Here is a 19,858-nt window from a genome sequence, read left to right on the forward strand (position 1 = left end):
CCCGTCGTCGTGTGATGGACACCACGGTACGGATCGCGGGCCGGTAGCGAAACGGCCCCGGGTCGGACCCGCGCTCCTACCCGAGTAGGAGCTCAGGGCGGTGTCCGATTTCGCCTGAGCGGGGCGGCCTACGTGGTGATGCTGCGCTGCCGCCTTCGGCCGCTGACCCGCTCAGGCGAGTTGCACCGTGATTCGCTCGGTCTCCACTCGCCGCGGTCGTTGCGCCGGGTCGGGATTCACCACCTGCACCAGCCCCGCGCCGGCGGCCAGCGTCGCGAGCAGGCCGTCGATCAGCTCGGCCGCGGTCTCCCACGGCAGGCTCGACAGCACCCGGTCGCCCTCGCCGATGCCCTGGCGCAGCGCGGCCTTGCGAGCCGCGGCGACCACGTCGGCCACCGGCATCCCGTCCAGGGCGGCGCCGACGCCGCGCGGCAGGAACTGGTCGCCGTGCACCCGCACCGAGGTGGCGAAGTCGGTGACGCCGATCGGCAGGTCGCGCACCGGCGCGCCCATCGGGTCCAGTGACAGCGCGGCGACCTCGGGGATGCCGTCGGCCTCGTCGATCCGGTCGGCGGCGACCAGCGCCAGCTCGGCGTCGGGATCCGGGCGCAGCACCACTTCGACACCGGCCCACCAGCAGCCGAGCAGCACCGCGGCGGTCTGCCAGTGCGCGGGCAGCAGCACCGCGACCCGCGCGCCCGCGGTGAGGCCGAACTCGTCGCGAATCAGGTTGGCGGTCTTGGCCGCCCAGTTCGCCAGGGTCGCCCCGGACAGCTCGATCCTGGCGCCGGTGGCGTCGTCGTAGTAGGTGATGCGCGGCGCCGCGGGGTCGCGGCTGAGGATCGGGTCCAGCAGCGCCTCGGTGAGCGTCATGGTCTGGGTCAGTTCACGCATTTCGGTCCGTTCTGGCCTGCGTCGATCGGTGGGGCGGGCGGGACGGGCGTCGCGGAGGTCGACGTTCCGGAGAAGTCGAACAGTGATCCCGCGGCCGAGCCCGGGCCAGAATAGTCGCTCGCCAGCACCACGCTCACCGCGTCCGGAGACATCGAGGAGTCGGCGACGACCGTCAGCCCGCCGAGCGCCTCGGCGACCGCCTCGGCACCCGGATTCGAGGTGTCCGCCGCGAGCACCCGGGAACCGGTGACGCCCGCACCCGAATAGTTGCCCACCCGGCCCGGCTGGAAACCCTTGCCCGCCAGCGCCTGCGACACCTGACCCGCCAGGCCGCCCACCGAGCTGGCGTTGAACACGTCCACCGTCACCGTCGACGGGTCCACCCGCGGGGACTGCGGCTCGTCGGCATCCTCGCCGACCAGCCCGGCGACGTAGGACTTCACCTCCTTCGGTTCGACCCGCACCACGGACTCGCCGTTGCTGGTCATGCCGTTGAGGTCGGCCACCGGGATGGTCTCGAACTTCACCTGACCGCCGGACAGGTCGCGCAGCTGTTGCAGGAAGGCCAGCACGTCCCAGTTCTCGTCGAGCACCACCGTGCGCCCGACCGCGTCGCTGAGTTCGTTGAGTTTGTTCGGGTTGCTGAGCGTCTTGGCGCTGAGCACCTGGTTGACCAGCTGGGCCATGAACACCTGCTGGCGCACGATCCGGTCCAGGTCGCCGCGCGGCAGGTCGTGGCGCTGGCGCACGAAGCTCAGCGCCTGCGGGCCGTCCAGCCGCTGCCTGCCGGCCGGGAACCGCGCGCCCGACATCCATTCGTCCACCGGATTGTTCAGGCACACCTCGACCCCACCCACCGCGTCGGTCAGCAGCACGAAGCCGAGCAGGCTGACCTCGGCGTAGTGGTCGACGGTGATGCCGGTGAGGTCGGCCACGGTCTTGATCAGCGCCTGGCGGCCCGCTCTGGTGGAGCGCTTCTCGGCCTCCGCCTCGGACACCCCCTGATCGAGCAGCTTCAACCGCTCGGTCTCCTTGGTCACGCCGTAGGCGCTGTTGATCTTGCCCTTGCCCAGACCGGGGATGTCGACGTAGGAGTCGCGCGGCAGCGAGATCGCGGTGGCGGAGCTGCCGTCGTTGGGCACCCGGACCAGCACGATGGTGTCGGTGTTGGTGCCCACCTCGTCACCGGCGTGCAGCATCGCCTTCTCGTCCTCCGACAGCGGGTCGCCGTGCGCGTCGGTGCGGCTGTCCACGCCGACCAGCAGGATGTCCACCGCGCCGTCGCGGGCGCCGCCGAGGCCGAGGTCATCGATGCGTTCGATGTTGCCGATCAGCGCGTCGACGCTGTGCCAGGCGAAGCCGGTGACCACGAACACCATCGCCGCCACCGCCGCGACGGCGATCCGCACGGGTCGCAGGCCGGTCGGCCCGCCCCCGGACGGCCGCGACGGCACCGGTTCCCTTCTGCGTGGCACTGCGCATCCTCTCGACTACCCGACTACGCCCCCGGGACGCCCCCACCTCCCGCCGTCACCCCCGGGTCCCTTCCCCGCCCCGGGGCGGATTCGTGGCTCCAGGCTAACCAACGGCTACCGTCATCGACCGCACCCGCACGTGTACCGGCGTGCCAGACTTGCGGCCGTGACCGACGCCGTACCGCACCGTTCGCCCGCCCGTCTCGTCGTCACCGGCGCGGCCGGGCAGGTCGGCCGCCACCTGATGCGCCTGGCCCCGCACGCGCGCGGATACGACCGCGCGCACCTCGACATCACCGACGCCGACGCCGTCCGCGCCGTCGTCCACCCGGGGGATGTCGTGATCAACTGCGCCGCCTACACCGCCGTCGACAAGGCCGAGACCGAACCCGACGCCGCCTTCGCCGTCAACGGGACCGGTCCGGCCGTGCTGGCGTCGGCCTGCGCACGCGCGGGCGCCCGGCTCATCCATCTGTCCACCGACTACGTCTTCGGGGGTACCCACACCGACCCGTACGAACCCACGGATCCGACCGCCCCGGCCTCGGTGTACGGGCGATCCAAGCTGGCGGGGGAGCGGGCGGTGCTCGACCTGGCCCCCGCCGCGCACGTGGTGCGCACCGCCTGGGTCTACACCGGCGACCGGGGCGATTTCGTCGCCACCATGCGCCGCTTCGCCGCCGAACGTCCCACCGTCGACGTGGTCGACGACCAGATCGGCTCGCCCACCTACGCCGCCGACCTGGCCGCGGGCCTGCTCGAACTCGCCGCCACCCCGGCGGCGCCGCCGCTGCTGCACGCCACCAACGCCGGGACGGCGAGCTGGTTCGAGCTGGCGCGGGCGGTGTTCGCCGAGATCGGCGCCGATCCCGAGCGGGTGCGGCCGTGCGCGTCCTCGGCCTTCCCGCGGCCCGCGCCGCGGCCGGCCTACTCGGTGCTGTCGAACCGGGCCTGGGTCGGGGCCGGTCTGACCCCGCTGCGACCCTGGCGGGCGGCGCTGCACGAGGCGTTGGGCAACCGCTGAACCGACACCTACGCTGGGCTGTCGTGAGCGTTTCCGATTCCGCCGCCTCCGGTGGCCTGGCCGTGGTCACGGTGACCTATTCACCGGGGGAGCACCTCGAGCACTTCGTCACCACGCTGGCCGCCGCGACCAGCGCGACGCCGCAGGTGATCCTGGCCGACAACGGCTCGGTCGACGGCGTGCCGGAATCGGTGGCCGAGGCGTCGGCGAACGTGCGGCTGCTGCGCACCGGCGGCAACATCGGCTACGGCGCCGCGATCAACCGGGCGGTCGCCGAACTCGACCCCGGGATCGAGTTCGTCGTCATCGCCAACCCGGACATCCGCTGGGGTGCGGGCGCCATCGACATCCTGCTCGCGGCCGCCGCCCGCTGGCCACGCGCGGGCGCGCTCGGCCCGCTGGTGCGTGAACCGGACGGCAGCGTCTACCCCTCCGCACGCGCGGTGCCCGGCCTGCTCGACGGTGCCGGACACGCGATCCTGGGGGCGGTGTGGCCGGGCAACCCGTGGACGCGGCGCTACCGGCAGGAGCACGAGGAACTCGCCGAGCGCGCCGTCGGCTGGTTGTCGGGCTCGTGCCTGCTGGTGCGCCGGGCCGCCTTCGACTCGATCGACGGCTTCGACTCCCGCTACTTCATGTACATGGAGGACGTCGACTTCGGCGACCGGCTGGGCCGGGCGGGCTGGCACAACGTGTTCGTGCCCGCCGCCGAGGTGACCCACGCCAAGGGACATGCCGCGGGACGCCATCCGGAACGGATGCTGCCCGCCCACCACGCCAGCGCCTATCGCTTCCAGGCCGACCGGCATCCGCACTGGTGGCAGGCGCCGCTGCGGCTGGCGTTGCGGGCCGGACTTGCGATCCGCTCCCGTCTTGCGGTTCGATCTGCGCTGCGCCAGCAAGCGCGCGAGCGCGGTCGGTAGTACCAGTGTGAACAGGGGAACAACGATGGCAGGACAGCAAGGCACCGACGCCGTGATTCTGGTCGGCGGTCAGGGGACGCGGCTGCGTCCGCTCACCCTGTCGGCGCCCAAGCCGATGCTGCCGACGGCGGGCCTGCCGTTCCTGACGCACCTGCTGGCGCGCATCGCCGAGGCCGGTATCACGCACGTGGTGCTGGGCACCGCCTTCAAGGCGGAGGTGTTCGAGGAACACTTCGGCGACGGCTCCGATCTGGGTCTCGAGATCGAATACGTCACCGAGTCCGAGCCGCTCGGCACCGGCGGCGGCATCCGCAACGTGCTGCCCAAGCTGCGCCACGACACCGTCATGGTGTTCAACGGCGACGTGCTCGGCGGCACCGACCTGGGCGCGGTGCTCGACACCCACCACAGCACCGGCGCCGACGTCACCCTGCACCTGGTGCGGGTGAGCGACCCGCGCGCGTTCGGCTGCGTGCCCACCGACGAGGAGGGGCGCGTCACCGCGTTCCTGGAGAAGACCCAGGACCCGCCGACCGACCAGATCAACGCCGGTTGCTACGTCTTCCGCCGCGAGTACATCGAGAAGATCCCCGCGGGCAGGCCGGTGTCGGTGGAACGCGAGGTGTTCCCGGCGCTGCTGGCCGAGGGCGCCCGCGTGCAGGGGCACGTGGACACCTCCTACTGGCGCGACATGGGTACTCCCGAGGACTTCGTGCGCGGCTCGGCCGACCTGGTGCGCGGGATCGCGCCCTCGCCCGCGCTGCCGGGTCAGCGCGGCGAATCGCTGGTGCATCCCGGCGCGGGGGTCGCGCCGGGCGCGCTGTTGATCGGCGGCACGGTGGTCGGCCGCGGTGCCGAGATCGGCGCGGGCGCGCGGCTGGACGGCGCGGTGATCTTCGACGGCGCGTGCGTGGAGGCCGGTGCCACCGTCGAGCGGTCCATCATCGGTTTCGGCGCGCGCATCGGTCCGCGCGCGCTGGTCCGCGACGCGGTGATCGGCGACGGCGCCAACGTCGGCGCCCGCTGCGAGCTGCTGCGCGGTGCCCGGATCTGGCCCGGCGTGGAGATCCCCGACGGCGGCATCCGCTTCTCCACCGACGTCTAGCGTTTCCACACGTAACGCGTCTTCGGCCGGCCCGCGCGACCGTATTCCGACCGGCGGGTCACCAGTCCGTCCTCGGCGAGCTTCTCCAGATACCGCCACGCGGTGATGCGGGAAACGCCCACGGCGGTGGCCGTTTCGGCCGCGGTGACGCCATCGGCGGTGGCGTCGCGGACCACCCGGGAGATCTCCGCCAGGGTCTGTGGCGCGACGCCTTTCGGCGCGCTCGCGCGCTGGTCCGGGGTGCGCAGCGCGTTGAGCGCCCGATCGATGTCTTGCTGGGAGACCGCGGTCTCGCCCGCGGGCAGGGCCGCGCGGAACTCCAGGTAGCGTTCGAGCTTGTCGCGGAAGGCCGCGAAGGTGAACGGCTTGAGCAGATACAGCACCACACCGCTGGCGACCGCGGCGCGCACCATCGCCAGATCCCTGGCCGAGGTGATCGCGATGATGTCGGGGGCGGCGGGCAGCGTCGACAGGGCCGCGGCCAGCTCCAGCCCGGTGCTGTCGGGCAGCCCGAGGTCGAGCAGCACCAGGTCGATCGGTGTGCCGCCGGCCGCCGCGTCGGCGGCGGCCCGCATGGCCTCGCGGCCGCTGCCCGCCACCGCGACCGCGGTGAACCCGGGCACCCGGCCGACGTAGGCGCGGTGTGCCTCGGCGATCAGTGGTTCGTCCTCCACGATGAGCACCCGGATCACGACGGGCCACCATACGGAATGCGCACCGTCACCGTGCTTTCCGGGCTGCGCTCGGCGGTGATCGTGCCGCCGTGGCGGGTCACCAGCCGGTGCACCAGGGCCAGTCCGAGGCCGTGGTGGTCGTCCTTGGTGGTGTAGCCGCGTTCGGCCGCGCGCGCGAAATCCTCGGCCGACAGCCCCGGCCCGCTGTCGCCGACCCGCACGTGCAGCTGCGCGCCCGGTTCGTCGCGGCGCAGCGAGACCTCCACCCAGGCGTCGGCGCTGTCGGCGGCGGCGTCGATGGCGTTGTCGATGAGGTTGCCCAGCAGGGTCACCGCTTCACCCGGGGTGAGCGGGGCCAGCGAGTCCAGTGCGGTGTCCTCGGCGACGGTGAGTTCCACCCCGCGTTCGGCGGCCTGGTCCACCTTGCCGAGCAGCAGCGCGACCAGTACCGGATCGCCGAGCGCGCCGGTCAGCCGGTCGATCAACGCCTGCGAGAGTTCCAGCTCGGCGGTGGCGAATTCGACGGCCTCCCGGTGACGACCCAGCTCGACCATGGTGACCACGGTGTGCAGCCGGTTGGCGGCCTCGTGTGCTTGGGCCCGCAGCGATTCGGCGAAACCGCGCACCGAGGCGAGTTCGCCCAGCACGCCGCGCAATTCGGTGTGGTCGCGCAGGGTCAGCACGGTGCCCAGCGGGCGGCCCTGCGAGGTCACCACGTCCTGGTTGACCAGCAGCACGCGGTCGGCGGTCACGTGCGTCTCGTCGCGCACCACACCGGTGCCGAGCGCGCGCAGCGAGGGCGGCAGGTCGGCGCGGCGCACCACGCCGTCGGGCAGGTCGAGCAGCCTGCGCGCCTCGTCGTTGACCACCTCGGCGCGCTGACCCGGGCCGAAGACCACCAGGCCCTCGTGGATCGAATGCAGGACGGCGTCGTGGTGTTCGTACATCACCCGCAGCTCGTCGGGCGCCAGGCCCAGGGTCTGCCTGCGCAGTCGCCGCGCCAGCAGCAACGATCCCGCGGCCGCGACCAGCAGGCCCGCCGCCACGGCGAGAATCGTCGGCACCCGCCGGGCCACCTGGTCGGCGATGCGGTCGCGGGTCACCCCGGCCGAGACGAGCGCGACCACTCGGTCGCCGTCGCGCACCGGCGTGACGGCACGGATGGAGGGCCCGAGGGTGCCGGTGTAGGTCTCGGTGAAGGTCTCCCCGGCCAGCGCGCGATCGATGGTGCCGCTGAACGGCAGCCCGATCCGGGCCGGGTCGGTGTGGGTGTAGCGGGTGCGGTCCGGTGCCATCACCACGATGAAGTCCATCCCGGTGCGCCGCCGGATCTCCTCGGTGACCGGTTGCAGCAGCGCGGTCGGGTCGGGCGCGGCGACGGCGGCGCGGGTGGAGGGCGCGGCCGCGACGCTCACCGCCACATCGGTCACGCGCTGTTCGATGGTGGCGTCGATGCTGCGGCGGGCGTCGAACACCGCGAGCACCGCGAGGCCGCCGATCACCAGGGACAGCACCACCAGCTGGAGCACGAAGGCCTGTCCGGCGAGTGTCGACCGGACTCGTCGCACCGCAACCTCCGCTGAACGTTATGTACCAAACAGTGACCGGCGTCACGCCTGCGGCAATCATTCTCCACACGAGGCCTCGACGGCAGGCAGTTCGGCATCACTGCGAGGAGACGACGATGAGCGACCCCACCCCCACCCGGCGGCGCGACCGCACCCACTGGTTGTATCTGGCCGTGCTCGTGGCCGTCGCCGCGGGCATCCTGGTCGGCTGGCTGGCGCCCGGGGTCGGCGTCTCGCTGGCGCCGCTGGGCACGCTGTTCGTCGACCTGATCAAGATGATGATCGCCCCGGTCATCTTCTGCACGATCGTGCTCGGCATCGGCTCGGTGCGCACCGCCGCGACCGTCGGCCGGGTCGGCGGCCTGGCGCTCGGCTACTTCCTGGCCATGTCGACGGTGGCGCTGGGCATCGGCCTGGTCGTCGGCAACCTGCTCGACCCGGGCACCGGCATGAACATCGCCGAGCACGCCGGAGCGGGCGCCTCCTATGCCGACCAGGCGCACGGTGCGGGCGGTACCTGGGACTTCATCCACGGCATCGTGCCCACCTCGCTGCTGTCCTCGCTCACCGCGGGCAGCGTGCTGCAGGCGCTGTTCGTCGCGCTGCTGGTCGGTTTCGCGGTGCAGGCGATGGGCAGTGCGGGCGAGCCGGTGCTGCGCGGGGTGAGCGTGTTGCAGAAGCTGGTCTTCCGCATCCTGTCGATGATCCTGTGGCTGGCGCCGGTGGGCGCGTTCGGCGCGATCGCCAACGTCGTCGGCAAGACCGGTCTGGACGCGGTGCTGCAACTGGGCACCCTGATGGTCGCCTTCTACCTGACCTGCCTGGTGTTCGTCTTCGGCGTGCTCGGCGTGCTGGTGCGGGTGGTCTCCGGGGTGTCGATCTTCAAGCTGGCGCGCTACCTGGCCAGGGAGTACCTGCTCATCGTCGGCACCTCGTCGTCGGAGTCGGCGCTGCCGCGGCTGATCGCCAAGATGGAACACCTCGGCGTGCAGCGCACCACCGTCGGCGTGGTGGTGCCCACCGGCTACTCGTTCAACCTCGACGGCACCGCGATCTACCTGACCATGGCCTCGATCTTCATCGCCGACGCGATGGGCAACCCGCTGGGTCTGGGCGAGCAGCTGGGCCTGCTGGTGTTCATGATCGTGGCGTCCAAGGGCGCGGCGGGCGTCACCGGCGCCGGGCTGGCCACGCTTGCGGGCGGCCTGCAGAGCCACCGTCCCGAACTGCTCGACGGCGTGGGCCTGATCGTCGGGATCGACCGGTTCATGTCCGAGGCCCGGGCGCTGACCAACTTCTCCGGCAACGCGGTGGCCACCCTGCTGATCGGCACCTGGACCAAGACCGTGGACGCCGACCGCGTCGCCGCCGTGCTCGACCGGAAGCTGCCCTTCGACGAGAGCGTGATGGTCGACGACCACGCCGGGGACCGTCCGGCCGAGACCACCGCCGAACCCGCTCCCAAGCAGCTGGTCTCGGCCTGACCGAGCCAGACCGAAGGGCCCGTGGACGATCCACGGGCCCTTCGGCTGTTCTCGCGGTACCGGCCGTGGCGGCCTCGGGTCCACTTCCCCTGTTGCGCATACCCCCAGGGGGTATTACTCTCTCGGGAGTCGAACGGACAACGAACCGAGGAGAGTCGCCATGAACGCCACCGCGCACGCGCACCACCACGCCGACCACGCCGCCGCCGGTCACGCCGCGCACGCGGCCGACCCGCGGATCGAGGGCCACGCCGAGCATGCCGCCGCCCCCGGCGGTTTACAGATCACCGAGGCCGGCTACACGCTCGAGCTCGACGCGCCCATCCTCGCGGCGGGGGAGGCCGAGCTGCGGTTCCGCATCCTCGGCCCGGACGGCGCCGCGGTCACCGACTTCGCCCCCATTCACGAGCGCGAGCTGCACCTCATCCTCGCCCGCCGCGAACTGACCGGCTTCCAGCACGTGCACCCGGTGCGCGACGAGCGGGGCGACTGGACCGTCCGGATCGATCCGATCCAGCCCGGCGCCTACCGGGTCTTCACCGACATCGCGCCGCGCGCCCTCGGTCGCACCATCACCTTGGGCGCCGACCTCGCGGTCGCGGGACACTACGATCCGCTACCGCTGCCCGCGCCCGAGCGCACCGCCCACGTGGACGGCTACGCCGTCACCCTCGACGGCGAACTCGCCGCGGGCGAAGGGCGCACGCTGACCCTCACGGTCGGCAAGGGCGGCGCGCCGGTCACCGACCTGGACCCCTACCTCGGCGCCTACGGCCACCTGGTGGTCCTGCGCGCGGGCGATCTCGCCTACGTGCACGTCCACCCGACCGGCGAGCCGGGTGACGGCAGCACCCCGGCGGGCCCCGAGATCGGCTTCCACACCGTGGTGCCCGGCCGGGGAACCTACCGGCTGTTCCTCGACTTCCAGCACGAAGGCGTCGTCCGCACAGCCGCTTTCACCCTCGCCACCCCGCGCTGACCCGGTAACCGGAAATCACCGGGCCGACCGCTGCATAGGCAAATACCCTACCGGGGTAAGGTAAACAGGACGGACATTGTCATGAGTACGCAGGTACACACCACCACCACTCGGAAGTGGTGGGCTCTCGCGGTGATCGCCACCGCCCAGTTCATGGTCATCATGGACACCTCGATCATCGGGATCGCCCTGCCCCGCATGCAGGCCGATCTCGGCTTCTCGCAGGAGAACCTGACCTGGGTGTTCAACGCCTACGTCATCGCCTTCGGCGGCCTGCTGCTGCTCGGCGGCAGGCTCTCGGACCTGTTCGGCGCCCGCCGCGTGTTCGCCGCGGGCTGGGTGGTGCTGCTGGTCGGTTCGGTGCTGGCCGGCGCGGCGGGCACCGTCGGCGTCGAACTGGCGGGCCGGGCGATCCAGGGCGCGGGCGCGGCCATGATCGCACCGTCGGCGCTGACCCTGCTGATGATGCTGTTCGGGTCCTCGCCGCAGGAACTGACCAAGGCGCTGGCGATCTACGGTGCCGCGGCACCCGCGGGCGGCACCGCGGGCGTGTTCCTCGGCGGTGTCATCACCGAATACATCAGCTGGCCCTGGGTGTTCTACATCAACATCCCGATCGCCGTGCTGGCGTTGCTCGCGGCGCCCGCGCTGATGCCCGCCGCCCCGGCCCGTTCCGGCTCGCTCGACCTGCTCGGCGCCGTCACCGCCACCGCGGGCCTGGCCGCCGCCGTCTACGGCATCGTCCGCGCGCCCGAGGTGGGTTGGGCGTCGGGGCAGACCTGGGGCGTGCTCGCGGTGGCCGCCGCGCTGCTCGCCGGGTTCGTGGCACTGCAGTCGCGCCGCACCGAACCGCTGATGCCGCTGCGCATCTTCCGCGCACCCGACCTCGCCGCCGCCAACCTCGCCCAGCTGCTGCTCGGCGCCGCATGGGTGCCGATGTGGTTCTTCCTGAACCTGTACCTGCAGCAGGTTCTCGGCTACAGCGCCTTCCCCTCGGGCGCGGCGCTGCTGCCGATGACGACCCTGATCATGCTCGGCATGATCGTGCTCGCACCGCGGGCGATGCAGCGGTTCGGCGCGAAGCCGATGATCGTGACCGGCCTGGCGGTGCTCGGACTCGGCCTGGGCATCATGTCGCTGATCCGCCCGACCGGCACCTTCTGGATCGACGTCCTGCCCGCCTCGCTCGTTGCCGCCGGTGGCATGTCGCTGGCCTTCATCCCCTCGCTCGGCACCGCCATCGGCGCGGCCCGGCCGGAGGAGGGCGGCCTGGCCTCGGGCCTGGTCAACGTCAGCTACCAGATCGGCTCGGCGCTCGGGCTGGCCGCGATGACCGCCGTGGCCACGGCGTTCGGCGCCGACCGGCTCGGTGACCTGCCCCGGCTGACCGACGGCTTCTCCGCGGCCTTCCTCGGCGCCGCCGCCATCGCCCTGGTCGGCGCGGCAGTGGCCGCGGCCACCCTGTCCAGCCCCGCGAAAGCCGCCGCGCCACAACCCGAATGAGCCGGACTCGGGCGGGCAGCCCACCCGGATGCCCGCCCGAGCCGCCCACCCCGCGCCGGTCGAGGAGAAATCATGTTCGCCGCACTGTTCACCCACCGCGACTACCGCCGACTGTTCGCCGCCCAGATCTCCGCCCTGTTCGGCACCGGATCGACCACCGTGGCGCTCGGTCTGCTCGCCTACGAACTCGCCGGCGCCGACGCCGCCGTCGTGCTCGGCACCGCGCTCACGGTCAAGATGCTGGTCTACGTGACAGTCGCCCCGGTCGCAGGCGCCGTGGCCCACCGGCTGCCGCGGCGGTCGTTCCTGGTCGCGCTCAACATGATCCGCGCCGCGGTCGTGCCCGCGCTGCCCTTCGTCGACCAGGTCTGGCAGATCTACGTCCTGATCGCGGTGCTGCAGACCGCCTCGGCCGCGTTCACCCCCACCTACCAGGCCGTGATCCCCGACATCCTGCCCGACGAACGCGACTACACCAGGGCGCTGTCGGCCGCGCAGCTCGCCGCGACCATGGAGACACTGCTGAGCCCGCTGCTGGCCGCGGCCGCCCTGGCCGTCATCGGATTCCACTGGCTGTTCCTCGGCACCGCGGTCGGCTTCGCGATCTCGGCCGCGCTCGTGCTCGGCACCCGGATCCCGGACGCGAAGGCCGCCACCGCGGCGGGTTTCGGCGCCCGCCTGGCCTCGGGCGCCCGGATCTTCCTCGCCACACCGCGCCTGCGCGGACTGCTCGCCCTGAATGTCGTGGTGGCCGCGGCGGGGTCGGTGGTCATGGTCAACACCGTCAACTACGCCCGCGACACCCTCGGCGGCGACCAGGCCGACGTGGCGGTGCTGTTGGCGGCCAACGGATTCGGCACCATGCTCGCCGCCCTGCTGCTGCCCCGCGTCCTCGACCGGCGCGGCGCCCGCCCGGTGCTGTTGGCCGGGGCGGGCGTCCTGGTGACCGGCCTGGCCGCCGCCGTCGCGCTGTCGGCGGCCGGGAGCGGGACCTGGCGGTGGGGCGCGGCACTCGCGGTCTGGGCGCTCGTCGGCGCGGGAACCGCGGCGGTGCTCACGCCCACCGGGCAGGTGCTACGCCGCTCGGCCCGGCCCGCCGACCGCCCCGCCCTCTTCGCCGCGCAGTTCTCGCTCTCGCACCTGGCCTGGCTGTTCACCTACCCGCTCACCGGGTGGTTGTCGACCACCGCCGGGCTCACCACCACCTGGCTGACGCTGGCCGTGATCGCCAGCGGCGCCGCCGTCCTCGCCGCCCGGCTCTGGCCGCGCCACGACCCGGCCGAGCTGACCCACCTGCACGAGGCGGGCACCGTCGACCCCGCGCTGCTCGCCGACGCGATCCGGGTGAACGACCGCTACGTCCAGCACACCCACGTCTACGTAATCGATGCGGCGCACCCGCGGTGGCCGCGACGCGAGCACGCGACGGCCGCCTGAGCGAGGCGATCCCGGCGCGTCGTGGCCGGGACGTGCCCGGCCGCCTACGGTGGGTGGCATGGCGGATGTGGCGGTGGTGGGTTCCGGGCCGAACGGTCTCGCGGCGGCGGTGGTTCTCGCGTCGGCGGGGCTGTCGGTGGAGGTGTTCGAGGCGGCGGCGACCGCGGGCGGTGGATGCAGCACGGCCGAGCTGACACTGCCCGGCTTCCACCACGACGTCTGCGCCGGAGCCCATCCGATGGCGTCGGCGTCCCCGTTCTTCCGTGCCTTCGACCTCGCCGCGCACGGGGTGGAACTGCTGGCACCCCCGGCCTCCTACGCCCATCCGCTCGACGGCGGCCGGGCCGGCGTCGCCTGGCGCGACCTCGACCGCACCGTCGCCGACCTCGGGCCCGACGGTCCCGCCTGGCGCTCGTTCTTCGAGCCGCTGGTGCGCGACTGGCCGGGCGTGGTCGGCGTGGCCATGTCCGACCTGCGGCATCTGCCGCCGGACCTGCCGACCGCGGTCCGGTTCGGCCTGCGTCTGCTGGAACAGGGCTCGCCGCTGTGGAATCTGCGTTTCCGTGGCGACGTCGCGCCCGCGCTGCTCACCGGCGTCGCCACCCACGCGATCACCTCACCGCGCGCGCTACCCGCCGTCGGCGCGGGCGTGCTGCTGGGCACCCTGGCGCACGCGGCGGGCTGGGTGATCCCGCGCGGCGGCAGCCAGGCCATCGCCGACGCCCTGATCGCCGAACTCGAACGCCTCGGCGGCAGCGTGCACACCGGTCACCGGGTGGACTCCCTCGACGAGTTCGGCGGCGCCCGCGCGATCGTGCTCGACACCTCGCCCGCCGAACTGCTGCGACTCGCGCAGGACCGGCTACCCGCCGGATATGCCAGGCGGCTGCGCCGATTCCGTTACGGCGGCGCCGCCTGCAAGGTCGACTTCGCGTTGTCGGGCCCGGTGCCGTGGGCTGCCCCGGACTGCGCCCAGGCAGGAACCCTGCACCTGGTCGGCAGCCGGGCCGAGGCGATGGCCGCCGAGGGCGCGGTCGCCTCGGGCAGACACGCCGAACGCCCCTACGTGCTGGCCATCCAGCCCGGCGTGGTCGACGATTCCCGCGCTCCCGCGGGCAAATACACCTTCTACACCTACGCGCACGTACCGCACGGCTCGGACCTCGACGTCACCGACGCGGTGATCGCCCAGGTCGAGCGGTTCGCCCCCGGCTTCCGCGACCTGATCCTCGCGCACAACACCCGCACCGCCGCCGAACTGCCCACCCACAACGCCAACTACGTCGGCGGCGACATCTCCGCGGGCGCGATGATCCTCCCGCAGGTCCTGTTCCGCCCCGCCCCCCGGTGGAATCCCTACGCCACACCGCTGCCCGGCGTCTACCTCTGCTCCTCCGCCACCCCGCCCGGTCCGGGCGTGCACGGCATGAACGGCCTCAACGCCGCCCGGCACGTCCTGCGCCGCGAGTTCGACATCACCACCGACCCACTGGAACTCCTCGGCACGGCGGTGCGCACCTGAGCACGCCGCCTCCGGCCGCTGACCCGCTCAGGCGGTGTCTAATTGCGCCTGGGCGGGGCGGCCTGCGTGGTGATGCTGCGCTGCCGCCTCCGGCCGCTGACCCGCTCAGGCTGTGTTGGATTTCGCCTGTGCGGGGCGGCCTGCGTGGTGATGCTGCGCTGCCGCCTCCGGCCGCTGACCCGCTCAGGCGGTGCTGAAATCGCCGGTCGCTGACCCGTTCAGGCGACGGGCGTGCGGTAGAGGTCGGGCTCGAGGTAGATGATCCTGGCCGCGGGCACCGCCGCGCGCACCCGCGCCTCGGCGCCGTCGATGGCGGCGGCGACCGCGGCGATATCCATGTCCGGCACGATGCCGATCTTCGCGGCCACCAGGATCTCCTCCGGCCCCAGGTACTGGGTCTTGAGGTGGATGACGCGGTCGATGCGCTCGCCGTCGACCAGTGCGGCACGGATCGCGCGGTCCTCCTCGGCGGTCGCCCCCTCACCGATGAGCAGGCTGTGCATCTCGATGATGAGGATGATCGCGATGATGCCGAGCAGCACACCGATGCACAGGGTGCCGATGCCGTCGAAGATCGCGTCGCCGGTGACCATGGTCAGGCCGACGCCGAGGAAGGCCAGGATCAGGCCGACGAGGGCGCCCAGGTCCTCGAGCAGCACCACCGGCAGCTCGGGGCTGCGCGAGTTGCGGATGAACCGCCACCAGCTCGCCCGGCCCTTCAGCGGGCGGGATTCCCGGATCGCGGTGACGAAGCTGAACGTCTCCAGGCCGATCGCGATCAGCAGGATCACGATGGCGACGATGGGCGAGGTCAGGTCCTCGGGATGCTGGATCTTGTGGATGCCCTCGTAGATCGCGTAGATCGAGCCGAGGGTGAACAGCACCAGCGCCACCACGAACGAATAGAAGTAGCGGCTGCGCCCGTACCCGAACTGGTGCAGCTCGTCGGCTTCCTTCGCCGCACGCGCCTGGCCGAACAGCAGCAGGCCCTGGTTGGAGGTGTCGGCCACCGAGTGCACCGCCTCGGCCAGCATCGAGGCCGACCCGGTGATCGCCGCGCCGATGAACTTCGCGGTCGCGATACCCGCGTTGGCCGTCAACGCGGCGAGGATCGCCTTCTTGCCGCCACCAGCAGACATGTCGTGGATGTCCTCTCTCGTTTCACCGAACCCGGCTAACTTAGCCTGTCGCGGCGGCGTTGTCCGAGTGCGGGCGGCTCAGGCCCCGCCGCCGACGCAGGCGCAGAACACCTGGGTGGGTCCGTCCACGGCCCGGGCGCGGATGTCGCTGTCGGCGGCGGAGATCCACGCCGCCGAGCCGCGGCCCACGGTCAGCTCGTCGTCGCCGTGCCGCAGCAGCACCGTGCCCGCGGTGCACAGCACGATGCCGGGCCCGGCGTCGGTGAGCGGCACCTGACCCGCCCCTTCGACCAGGTCGAAGCGTCGCAGCGCGAATTCCGGGGCCGGGGTGCGGTAGTGCACCGAGCCGTCGCCGCCCGGCTCCGGCAACACCACCGGCAGCTCGATCGGCTCGAAGTCCAGGATGCGCAACAGTTCCGGCACGTCCACGTGCTTGGGGGTGAGCCCGCCGCGCAGCACGTTGTCGGAGTTGGCCATGATCTCCACGCCGACACCGCGCAGATAGGCGTGCAGGTTGCCGGCGTCGAGGAACAGCGCCTGGCCCGGTTCCAGGGTGAGCCGGTTCAGCAGCAGCGCCGCCAGCACGCCCGCGTCGCCCGGATAGACCTCGGCCAGTTCGAGCGCGGTGCGCGCCTCCGCCACGAACGGACGCTTGCCCTTGCCGGACAGATAGCGCACGCAGCCGTCCAGCACCGCGGGCAACAGCGTCGCCAGCACCGGCTGCGGCAGGGTGATCCAGGTGGTGAACAGCGTTCGCAGTCCCGCCGAATCCGGTTGGGCGGCGAGCAGATCGGCGTACTGCTCGAGCTCGGGAACCGCCAGCGCCCGGAACAGCTCGACGGTGCGCTCCGGCGCCCGGAACCCGGCCAGCGCCTCGAAGCGGTCCAACGCCACCACCAGCTCCGGCTTGTGATTGTCGTCGCGGTAGTTGCGCATCGGCGAGTCGAGCGGGACCCCGGCGCGGTTCTCCCGCTCGAACCCGGCGCGCGCCTGCTCGGCGGAGGGGTGCGCCTGCAGCGACAGCGGTTCCTCGGCGGCGAGGATCTTCAGCAGGAAGGGCAGCTTGTCGCCGAATTGCGCACCGGCGGCGCCGAGTTCGCGTTCGGGATCGGCGGCCACCAGATCCAGCAGCGATTTGGTGGTGCCCTCGGCGAGCGTCACATACGCGGGGTCGGCCGGGTGCGCGCCGAACCACAGTTCGGCCTCGGGATGGGCCGACGGCACCGGCCTGCCGCACAGCTCGGCGAGCGCGGTGCGCGAACCCCAGGCATAGGAACGCAGCGCACCAACGAGTTCGTGCACTAGAAACGTCCCCCGTCGTACTGGTCGGCGCTGGTGTAGTCCTCGTCCCGGTAGTCGTCGGAGCGATAGTCCGGCGTCGCGTCGGCCGTGCCGTGCCCGCCGATCAGGCGCAGGTAGGCGGCGGCCATCTCGAGACGCAGGGCGAGCACGGCCAGCTGTTCGAGCTCGGTGCCGTGGTCGCCGGTCGCGGTGCGGTCCTCCGGTTGCGGTGTGAGCGCGGCCGGATCGGTCAGCGCGGACCGCAGCAGGTCGATGTCGGCGGTCACCAGATCGGCGTCGACCAGGCCGCCGGTGCCGAACACGGCGAGCCTGCGGCGGGCGGCGGTCTGGTCCGGGTCGGTGCTCAGCACGAAGACCCGGATCCGGTCGACCGGTGCCGGACCGTCGAGTTCCTCGTCGTGGAACAGCGGATCGAAGTCCGGCGCCTGTTCGCCCGCGGCCGCGGTCAGCTGCGGACCCGCGGCCACCGCTTCGGCGAGATCGGCCGAACTCGCCACCCGCCCCGCGGCCTGCAACAGCACCTCGGCGGCGTGGTCGGCCAGTTCGGCGGCGGCGGGGGAGTCGCCGACCAGCACCAGGCCGCGCTGCTGCATGCGCGCGGCCAGCGTTTTGGCCGGATTGTGGAAGACCTCGTTCTGCGGCGCGTCGCGCAGCGCCTCGGCGTCGAGCATGTCGGCCAGCGCCGTCAGCTCCGGCACGGCGGCGCCGCTACGGGCGGGGTCGACCATGCGCAGCACCGCGATGCCCGCGGCGAGGAAGCGCAGCAGGCGATTGTGGTCGAGCACCGGCACCCGCGGTTCCAGCAGCGCGGCCCGGCCGGCGGCCGCCATCCGCAACGGTCCCTCGTTCGGCGCGGCCACCACGACCTCGGCGCCGCGGCGCAGCGCTCGGTCCACCGCGTCGATCAGCCGCGGATCGCCCGCGTCGTCGCCGGCCACCAGCACCACGTCCAACGGGCCCACCCAGGGCGGCAACCCGGCCGCGTGCACGACGGGCAGCCCGGCCCGGTCGCCCAGCGCCATCATCAGCAGTCCGGCCGCGCGCGCCGCCCGGCCCGAACCGGACACGAAGACCACGCTGCGTGGTCGCAGATCGGCGAGCCTGGCGAGGGCGTTCTCACCGACGGCCGCCGCGGTGGCACGCACCTGCGCACCGCCCGAGGCGGCCGAGCGCAATGCGCCGCCGCTGTCGGCCGCCTCGAGTGAAGCGGCATCGTCGAGGTCGAGCACCGGTGTCCCAGCGATCATCGGGCGTCCCACCTCCCCTCATCGCGCTGCGTCCGGATCGTCCACACCCAGCCCTGGTCGGGCGAATCCTCTGTCTGTGTTTCCACTATTCCAGCCGGGAGCGGCCGACGCTCGGAATCCGGTCGCGGGCACGGCGGCGCCCGGTCGAATCCCGAACGTGTGATTCCACTCCGTCGTAGTTCCACTATCCCAGTCAGGAGCGCACGATGGTCAGAATCTCGGTCACGAGTGCGTCTACTTCGTCGGCCGACCTGGCCTCCACGTTGAGTCGCAGCAACGGCTCGGTGTTGGAGGCGCGCAGATTGAACCAGGCGTCGTCGGCCAGCTGCACGGTCACCCCGTCGAGGCGGTCCACCGACGTGGCGCGGTCGGCGAACGCGTCGAGCACGGCGGCGGTGCGGGCCTGCGCGTCGTCCACCGTGGAGTTGATCTCGCCCGAGGCCGCGTACGCGCTGTAGGCCGCCATCAGCTCGGAGACGGGGCGGTCCTTCTCGCCGAGGGCGGCCAGCACGTGCAGCGCGGCCAGCATGCCCGAATCGGCGCCCCAGAAATCGCGGAAGTAGTAGTGCGCGGAGTGCTCGCCGCCGAACACCGCGCCGGTGGCGGCCATCTGCTGCTTGATGAAGGAGTGCCCGACGCGGGTGCGCACCGGCGTGCCGCCCAGCGAGCGCACCAGCTCCGGCACCGCCCGCGAGGTGATCAGGTTGTGGATGATGGTGGCGCCCGGCTCCTCGGCGAGTTCGCGCTCGGCCACCAGCGCGGTGATCGCCGAGGGGGAGACCGGCTCGCCGTTCTCGTCCACCACGAAGCAGCGGTCGGCGTCGCCGTCGAAGGCCAGGCCGATGTCCGCGCCGGACTCGCGCACCAGCTTCTGCAGGTCGACCAGGTTCTTCGGGTCGAGCGGATTGGCCTCGTGATTGGGGAAGCTGCCGTCGAGCTCGAAGTACAGCGGCACGATGGTCACCTGCGGCAGCGCGCCGAGCACCGCGGGCACGGTGTGCCCGCCCATCCCGTTGCCCGCGTCGACCGCGATGGTGAGCGGGCGGATGTCGGTGAGGTTCACCAGCTCCCGCAGGAAGGTGGCGTAGTCGTCGAGCAGGTCGATCGTGCTCGTGGTGCCGCGCGCGCCGTCGTGGCCGGGCACGCCCGCGACGAGTTCGTCCTTGATGGTGGCCAGGCCGGTGTCCTGCCCGACCGGCAGCGCGTTGGCCCGGCACAGCTTGATGCCGTTGTACCGGGCCGGGTTGTGGCTTGCGGTGAACATCGCGCCCGGACAGCCCAATCGGCCCGAGGCGAAGTACAACTCGTCGGTGGAGGCGAGCCCGATGTGCACCACGTCGAGGCCCTGCGCGGTGACGCCCTCGGCGAAGGCCGCCGCCAGCTCGGGGGAGGACTCGCGCATGTCGTGCCCGACGACCACCCGGGTCGCGCCCTCGCCGCGCATCAACCGCGCGAAGGAGGCCCCCACGTCCTCGACGAACCGCGCGTCGATCTGGTCACCGACCACACCACGAACGTCGTAGGCCTTGATCACCGCGTTCACGAACTCGGCAGAGCGGGCGACAGTCATGCCCCACACCCT

General features: G+C 72.3%; 16 protein-coding genes. 8 read left to right on the plus strand and 8 right to left on the minus strand.

Translation table 11 applies throughout. From position 1 onward, the window contains the following. Positions 1 to 171 precede the first annotated feature (171 nt). Positions 172 to 894, minus strand: coding sequence for a TIGR03089 family protein (locus AMO33_RS25675; protein ID WP_041560380.1), 723 nt, complete (start codon positions 892 to 894; stop codon positions 172 to 174). Then, positions 882 to 2,369, minus strand: a complete 1,488-nt coding sequence (locus tag AMO33_RS25680) for an LCP family protein (RefSeq protein ID WP_011211174.1) — start codon at positions 2,367 to 2,369, stop codon at positions 882 to 884. The genes AMO33_RS25675 and AMO33_RS25680 overlap by 13 nt, the downstream gene beginning before the upstream one ends. Before the next feature lie 166 nt (positions 2,370 to 2,535). On the opposite strand from AMO33_RS25680, the gene rfbD reads away from it, so the two are divergent. From rfbD to manB, 3 genes are read left to right on the plus strand one after another with little or no spacing between them, the layout of a single operon-like run. After that, entirely contained in the window at positions 2,536 to 3,393 is an 858-nt protein-coding gene (rfbD, locus tag AMO33_RS25685) for a dTDP-4-dehydrorhamnose reductase (RefSeq protein WP_076574231.1), read from the plus strand. A gap of 23 nt (positions 3,394 to 3,416) precedes the next feature. Then, positions 3,417 to 4,316 (plus strand): glycosyltransferase family 2 protein, encoded by a 900-nt coding sequence (locus AMO33_RS25690; RefSeq protein ID WP_076574229.1) that lies wholly within the window; start codon positions 3,417 to 3,419, stop codon positions 4,314 to 4,316. 25 nt (positions 4,317 to 4,341) lie between these two features. After that, positions 4,342 to 5,421 (plus strand): mannose-1-phosphate guanylyltransferase, encoded by a 1,080-nt coding sequence (gene manB / locus AMO33_RS25695; protein WP_011211171.1) that lies wholly within the window; start codon positions 4,342 to 4,344, stop codon positions 5,419 to 5,421. Here the strand turns inward: manB and AMO33_RS25700 are convergent. Together AMO33_RS25700 and AMO33_RS25705 are read right to left on the minus strand one after the other, a co-directional pair. After that, on the minus strand, positions 5,418 to 6,113 hold the full coding sequence (locus tag AMO33_RS25700; protein ID WP_011211170.1) for a response regulator: 696 nt from the start codon (positions 6,111 to 6,113) through the stop codon (positions 5,418 to 5,420). The two genes, manB and AMO33_RS25700, sit on opposite strands and share 4 nt — an antisense overlap. Then, positions 6,110 to 7,663, minus strand: a complete 1,554-nt coding sequence (locus AMO33_RS25705) for a sensor histidine kinase (RefSeq protein WP_060594571.1) — start codon at positions 7,661 to 7,663, stop codon at positions 6,110 to 6,112. The genes AMO33_RS25700 and AMO33_RS25705 overlap by 4 nt, the downstream gene beginning before the upstream one ends. Before the next feature lie 116 nt (positions 7,664 to 7,779). On the opposite strand from AMO33_RS25705, the gene AMO33_RS25710 reads away from it, so the two are divergent. From AMO33_RS25710 to AMO33_RS25730, 5 genes are all read left to right on the plus strand, one after another. Beyond that, the gene (locus AMO33_RS25710; RefSeq protein ID WP_011211168.1) at positions 7,780 to 9,147 is read left to right on the plus strand and encodes a C4-dicarboxylate transporter DctA; all 1,368 of its coding nucleotides are present in this window, start codon (positions 7,780 to 7,782) and stop codon (positions 9,145 to 9,147) included. Positions 9,148 to 9,307: 160 nt separating this feature from the next. Continuing rightward, on the plus strand, positions 9,308 to 10,126 hold the full coding sequence (locus tag AMO33_RS25715) for a hypothetical protein (protein ID WP_060594572.1): 819 nt from the start codon (positions 9,308 to 9,310) through the stop codon (positions 10,124 to 10,126). An 81-nt stretch (positions 10,127 to 10,207) separates the two neighbouring features. Beyond that, positions 10,208 to 11,629, plus strand: a complete 1,422-nt coding sequence (locus AMO33_RS25720; RefSeq protein ID WP_060594573.1) for an MFS transporter — start codon at positions 10,208 to 10,210, stop codon at positions 11,627 to 11,629. Between the two features lie 72 nt (positions 11,630 to 11,701). Next, on the plus strand, positions 11,702 to 13,066 hold the full coding sequence (locus AMO33_RS25725) for an MFS transporter (RefSeq protein WP_060594574.1): 1,365 nt from the start codon (positions 11,702 to 11,704) through the stop codon (positions 13,064 to 13,066). A 58-nt stretch (positions 13,067 to 13,124) separates the two neighbouring features. After that, positions 13,125 to 14,588 carry a phytoene desaturase family protein gene (locus AMO33_RS25730; protein WP_060594575.1) on the plus strand — a complete coding sequence of 488 codons (1,464 nt, stop codon included), beginning with the start codon at positions 13,125 to 13,127 and terminating at the stop codon, positions 14,586 to 14,588. A 218-nt stretch (positions 14,589 to 14,806) separates the two neighbouring features. Here the strand turns inward: AMO33_RS25730 and AMO33_RS25735 are convergent, their stop codons facing one another. The 4 genes from AMO33_RS25735 to AMO33_RS25750 form a co-directional block, all read right to left on the minus strand. Next, positions 14,807 to 15,727 carry a cation diffusion facilitator family transporter gene (locus tag AMO33_RS25735; RefSeq protein WP_060594576.1) on the minus strand — a complete coding sequence of 307 codons (921 nt, stop codon included), beginning with the start codon at positions 15,725 to 15,727 and terminating at the stop codon, positions 14,807 to 14,809. Positions 15,728 to 15,805: 78 nt separating this feature from the next. After that, complete coding sequence (manA, locus tag AMO33_RS25740) at positions 15,806 to 17,029, minus strand: mannose-6-phosphate isomerase, class I (RefSeq protein WP_060594577.1); 1,224 nt, start codon at positions 17,027 to 17,029, stop codon at positions 15,806 to 15,808. Continuing rightward, positions 17,029 to 18,276 carry a hypothetical protein gene (locus tag AMO33_RS25745; protein ID WP_060594578.1) on the minus strand — a complete coding sequence of 416 codons (1,248 nt, stop codon included), beginning with the start codon at positions 18,274 to 18,276 and terminating at the stop codon, positions 17,029 to 17,031. The genes manA and AMO33_RS25745 overlap by 1 nt, the downstream gene beginning before the upstream one ends. Positions 18,277 to 18,469: 193 nt before the next feature. Further along, on the minus strand, positions 18,470 to 19,846 hold the full coding sequence (locus AMO33_RS25750; protein ID WP_060594579.1) for a phosphomannomutase/phosphoglucomutase: 1,377 nt from the start codon (positions 19,844 to 19,846) through the stop codon (positions 18,470 to 18,472). Positions 19,847 to 19,858: the final 12 nt, after the last annotated feature.

Origin of the sequence: Nocardia farcinica (assembly GCF_001182745.1) — a bacterium.
GTDB classification, from domain to species: Bacteria; Actinomycetota; Actinomycetes; order Mycobacteriales; family Mycobacteriaceae; genus Nocardia; species Nocardia farcinica.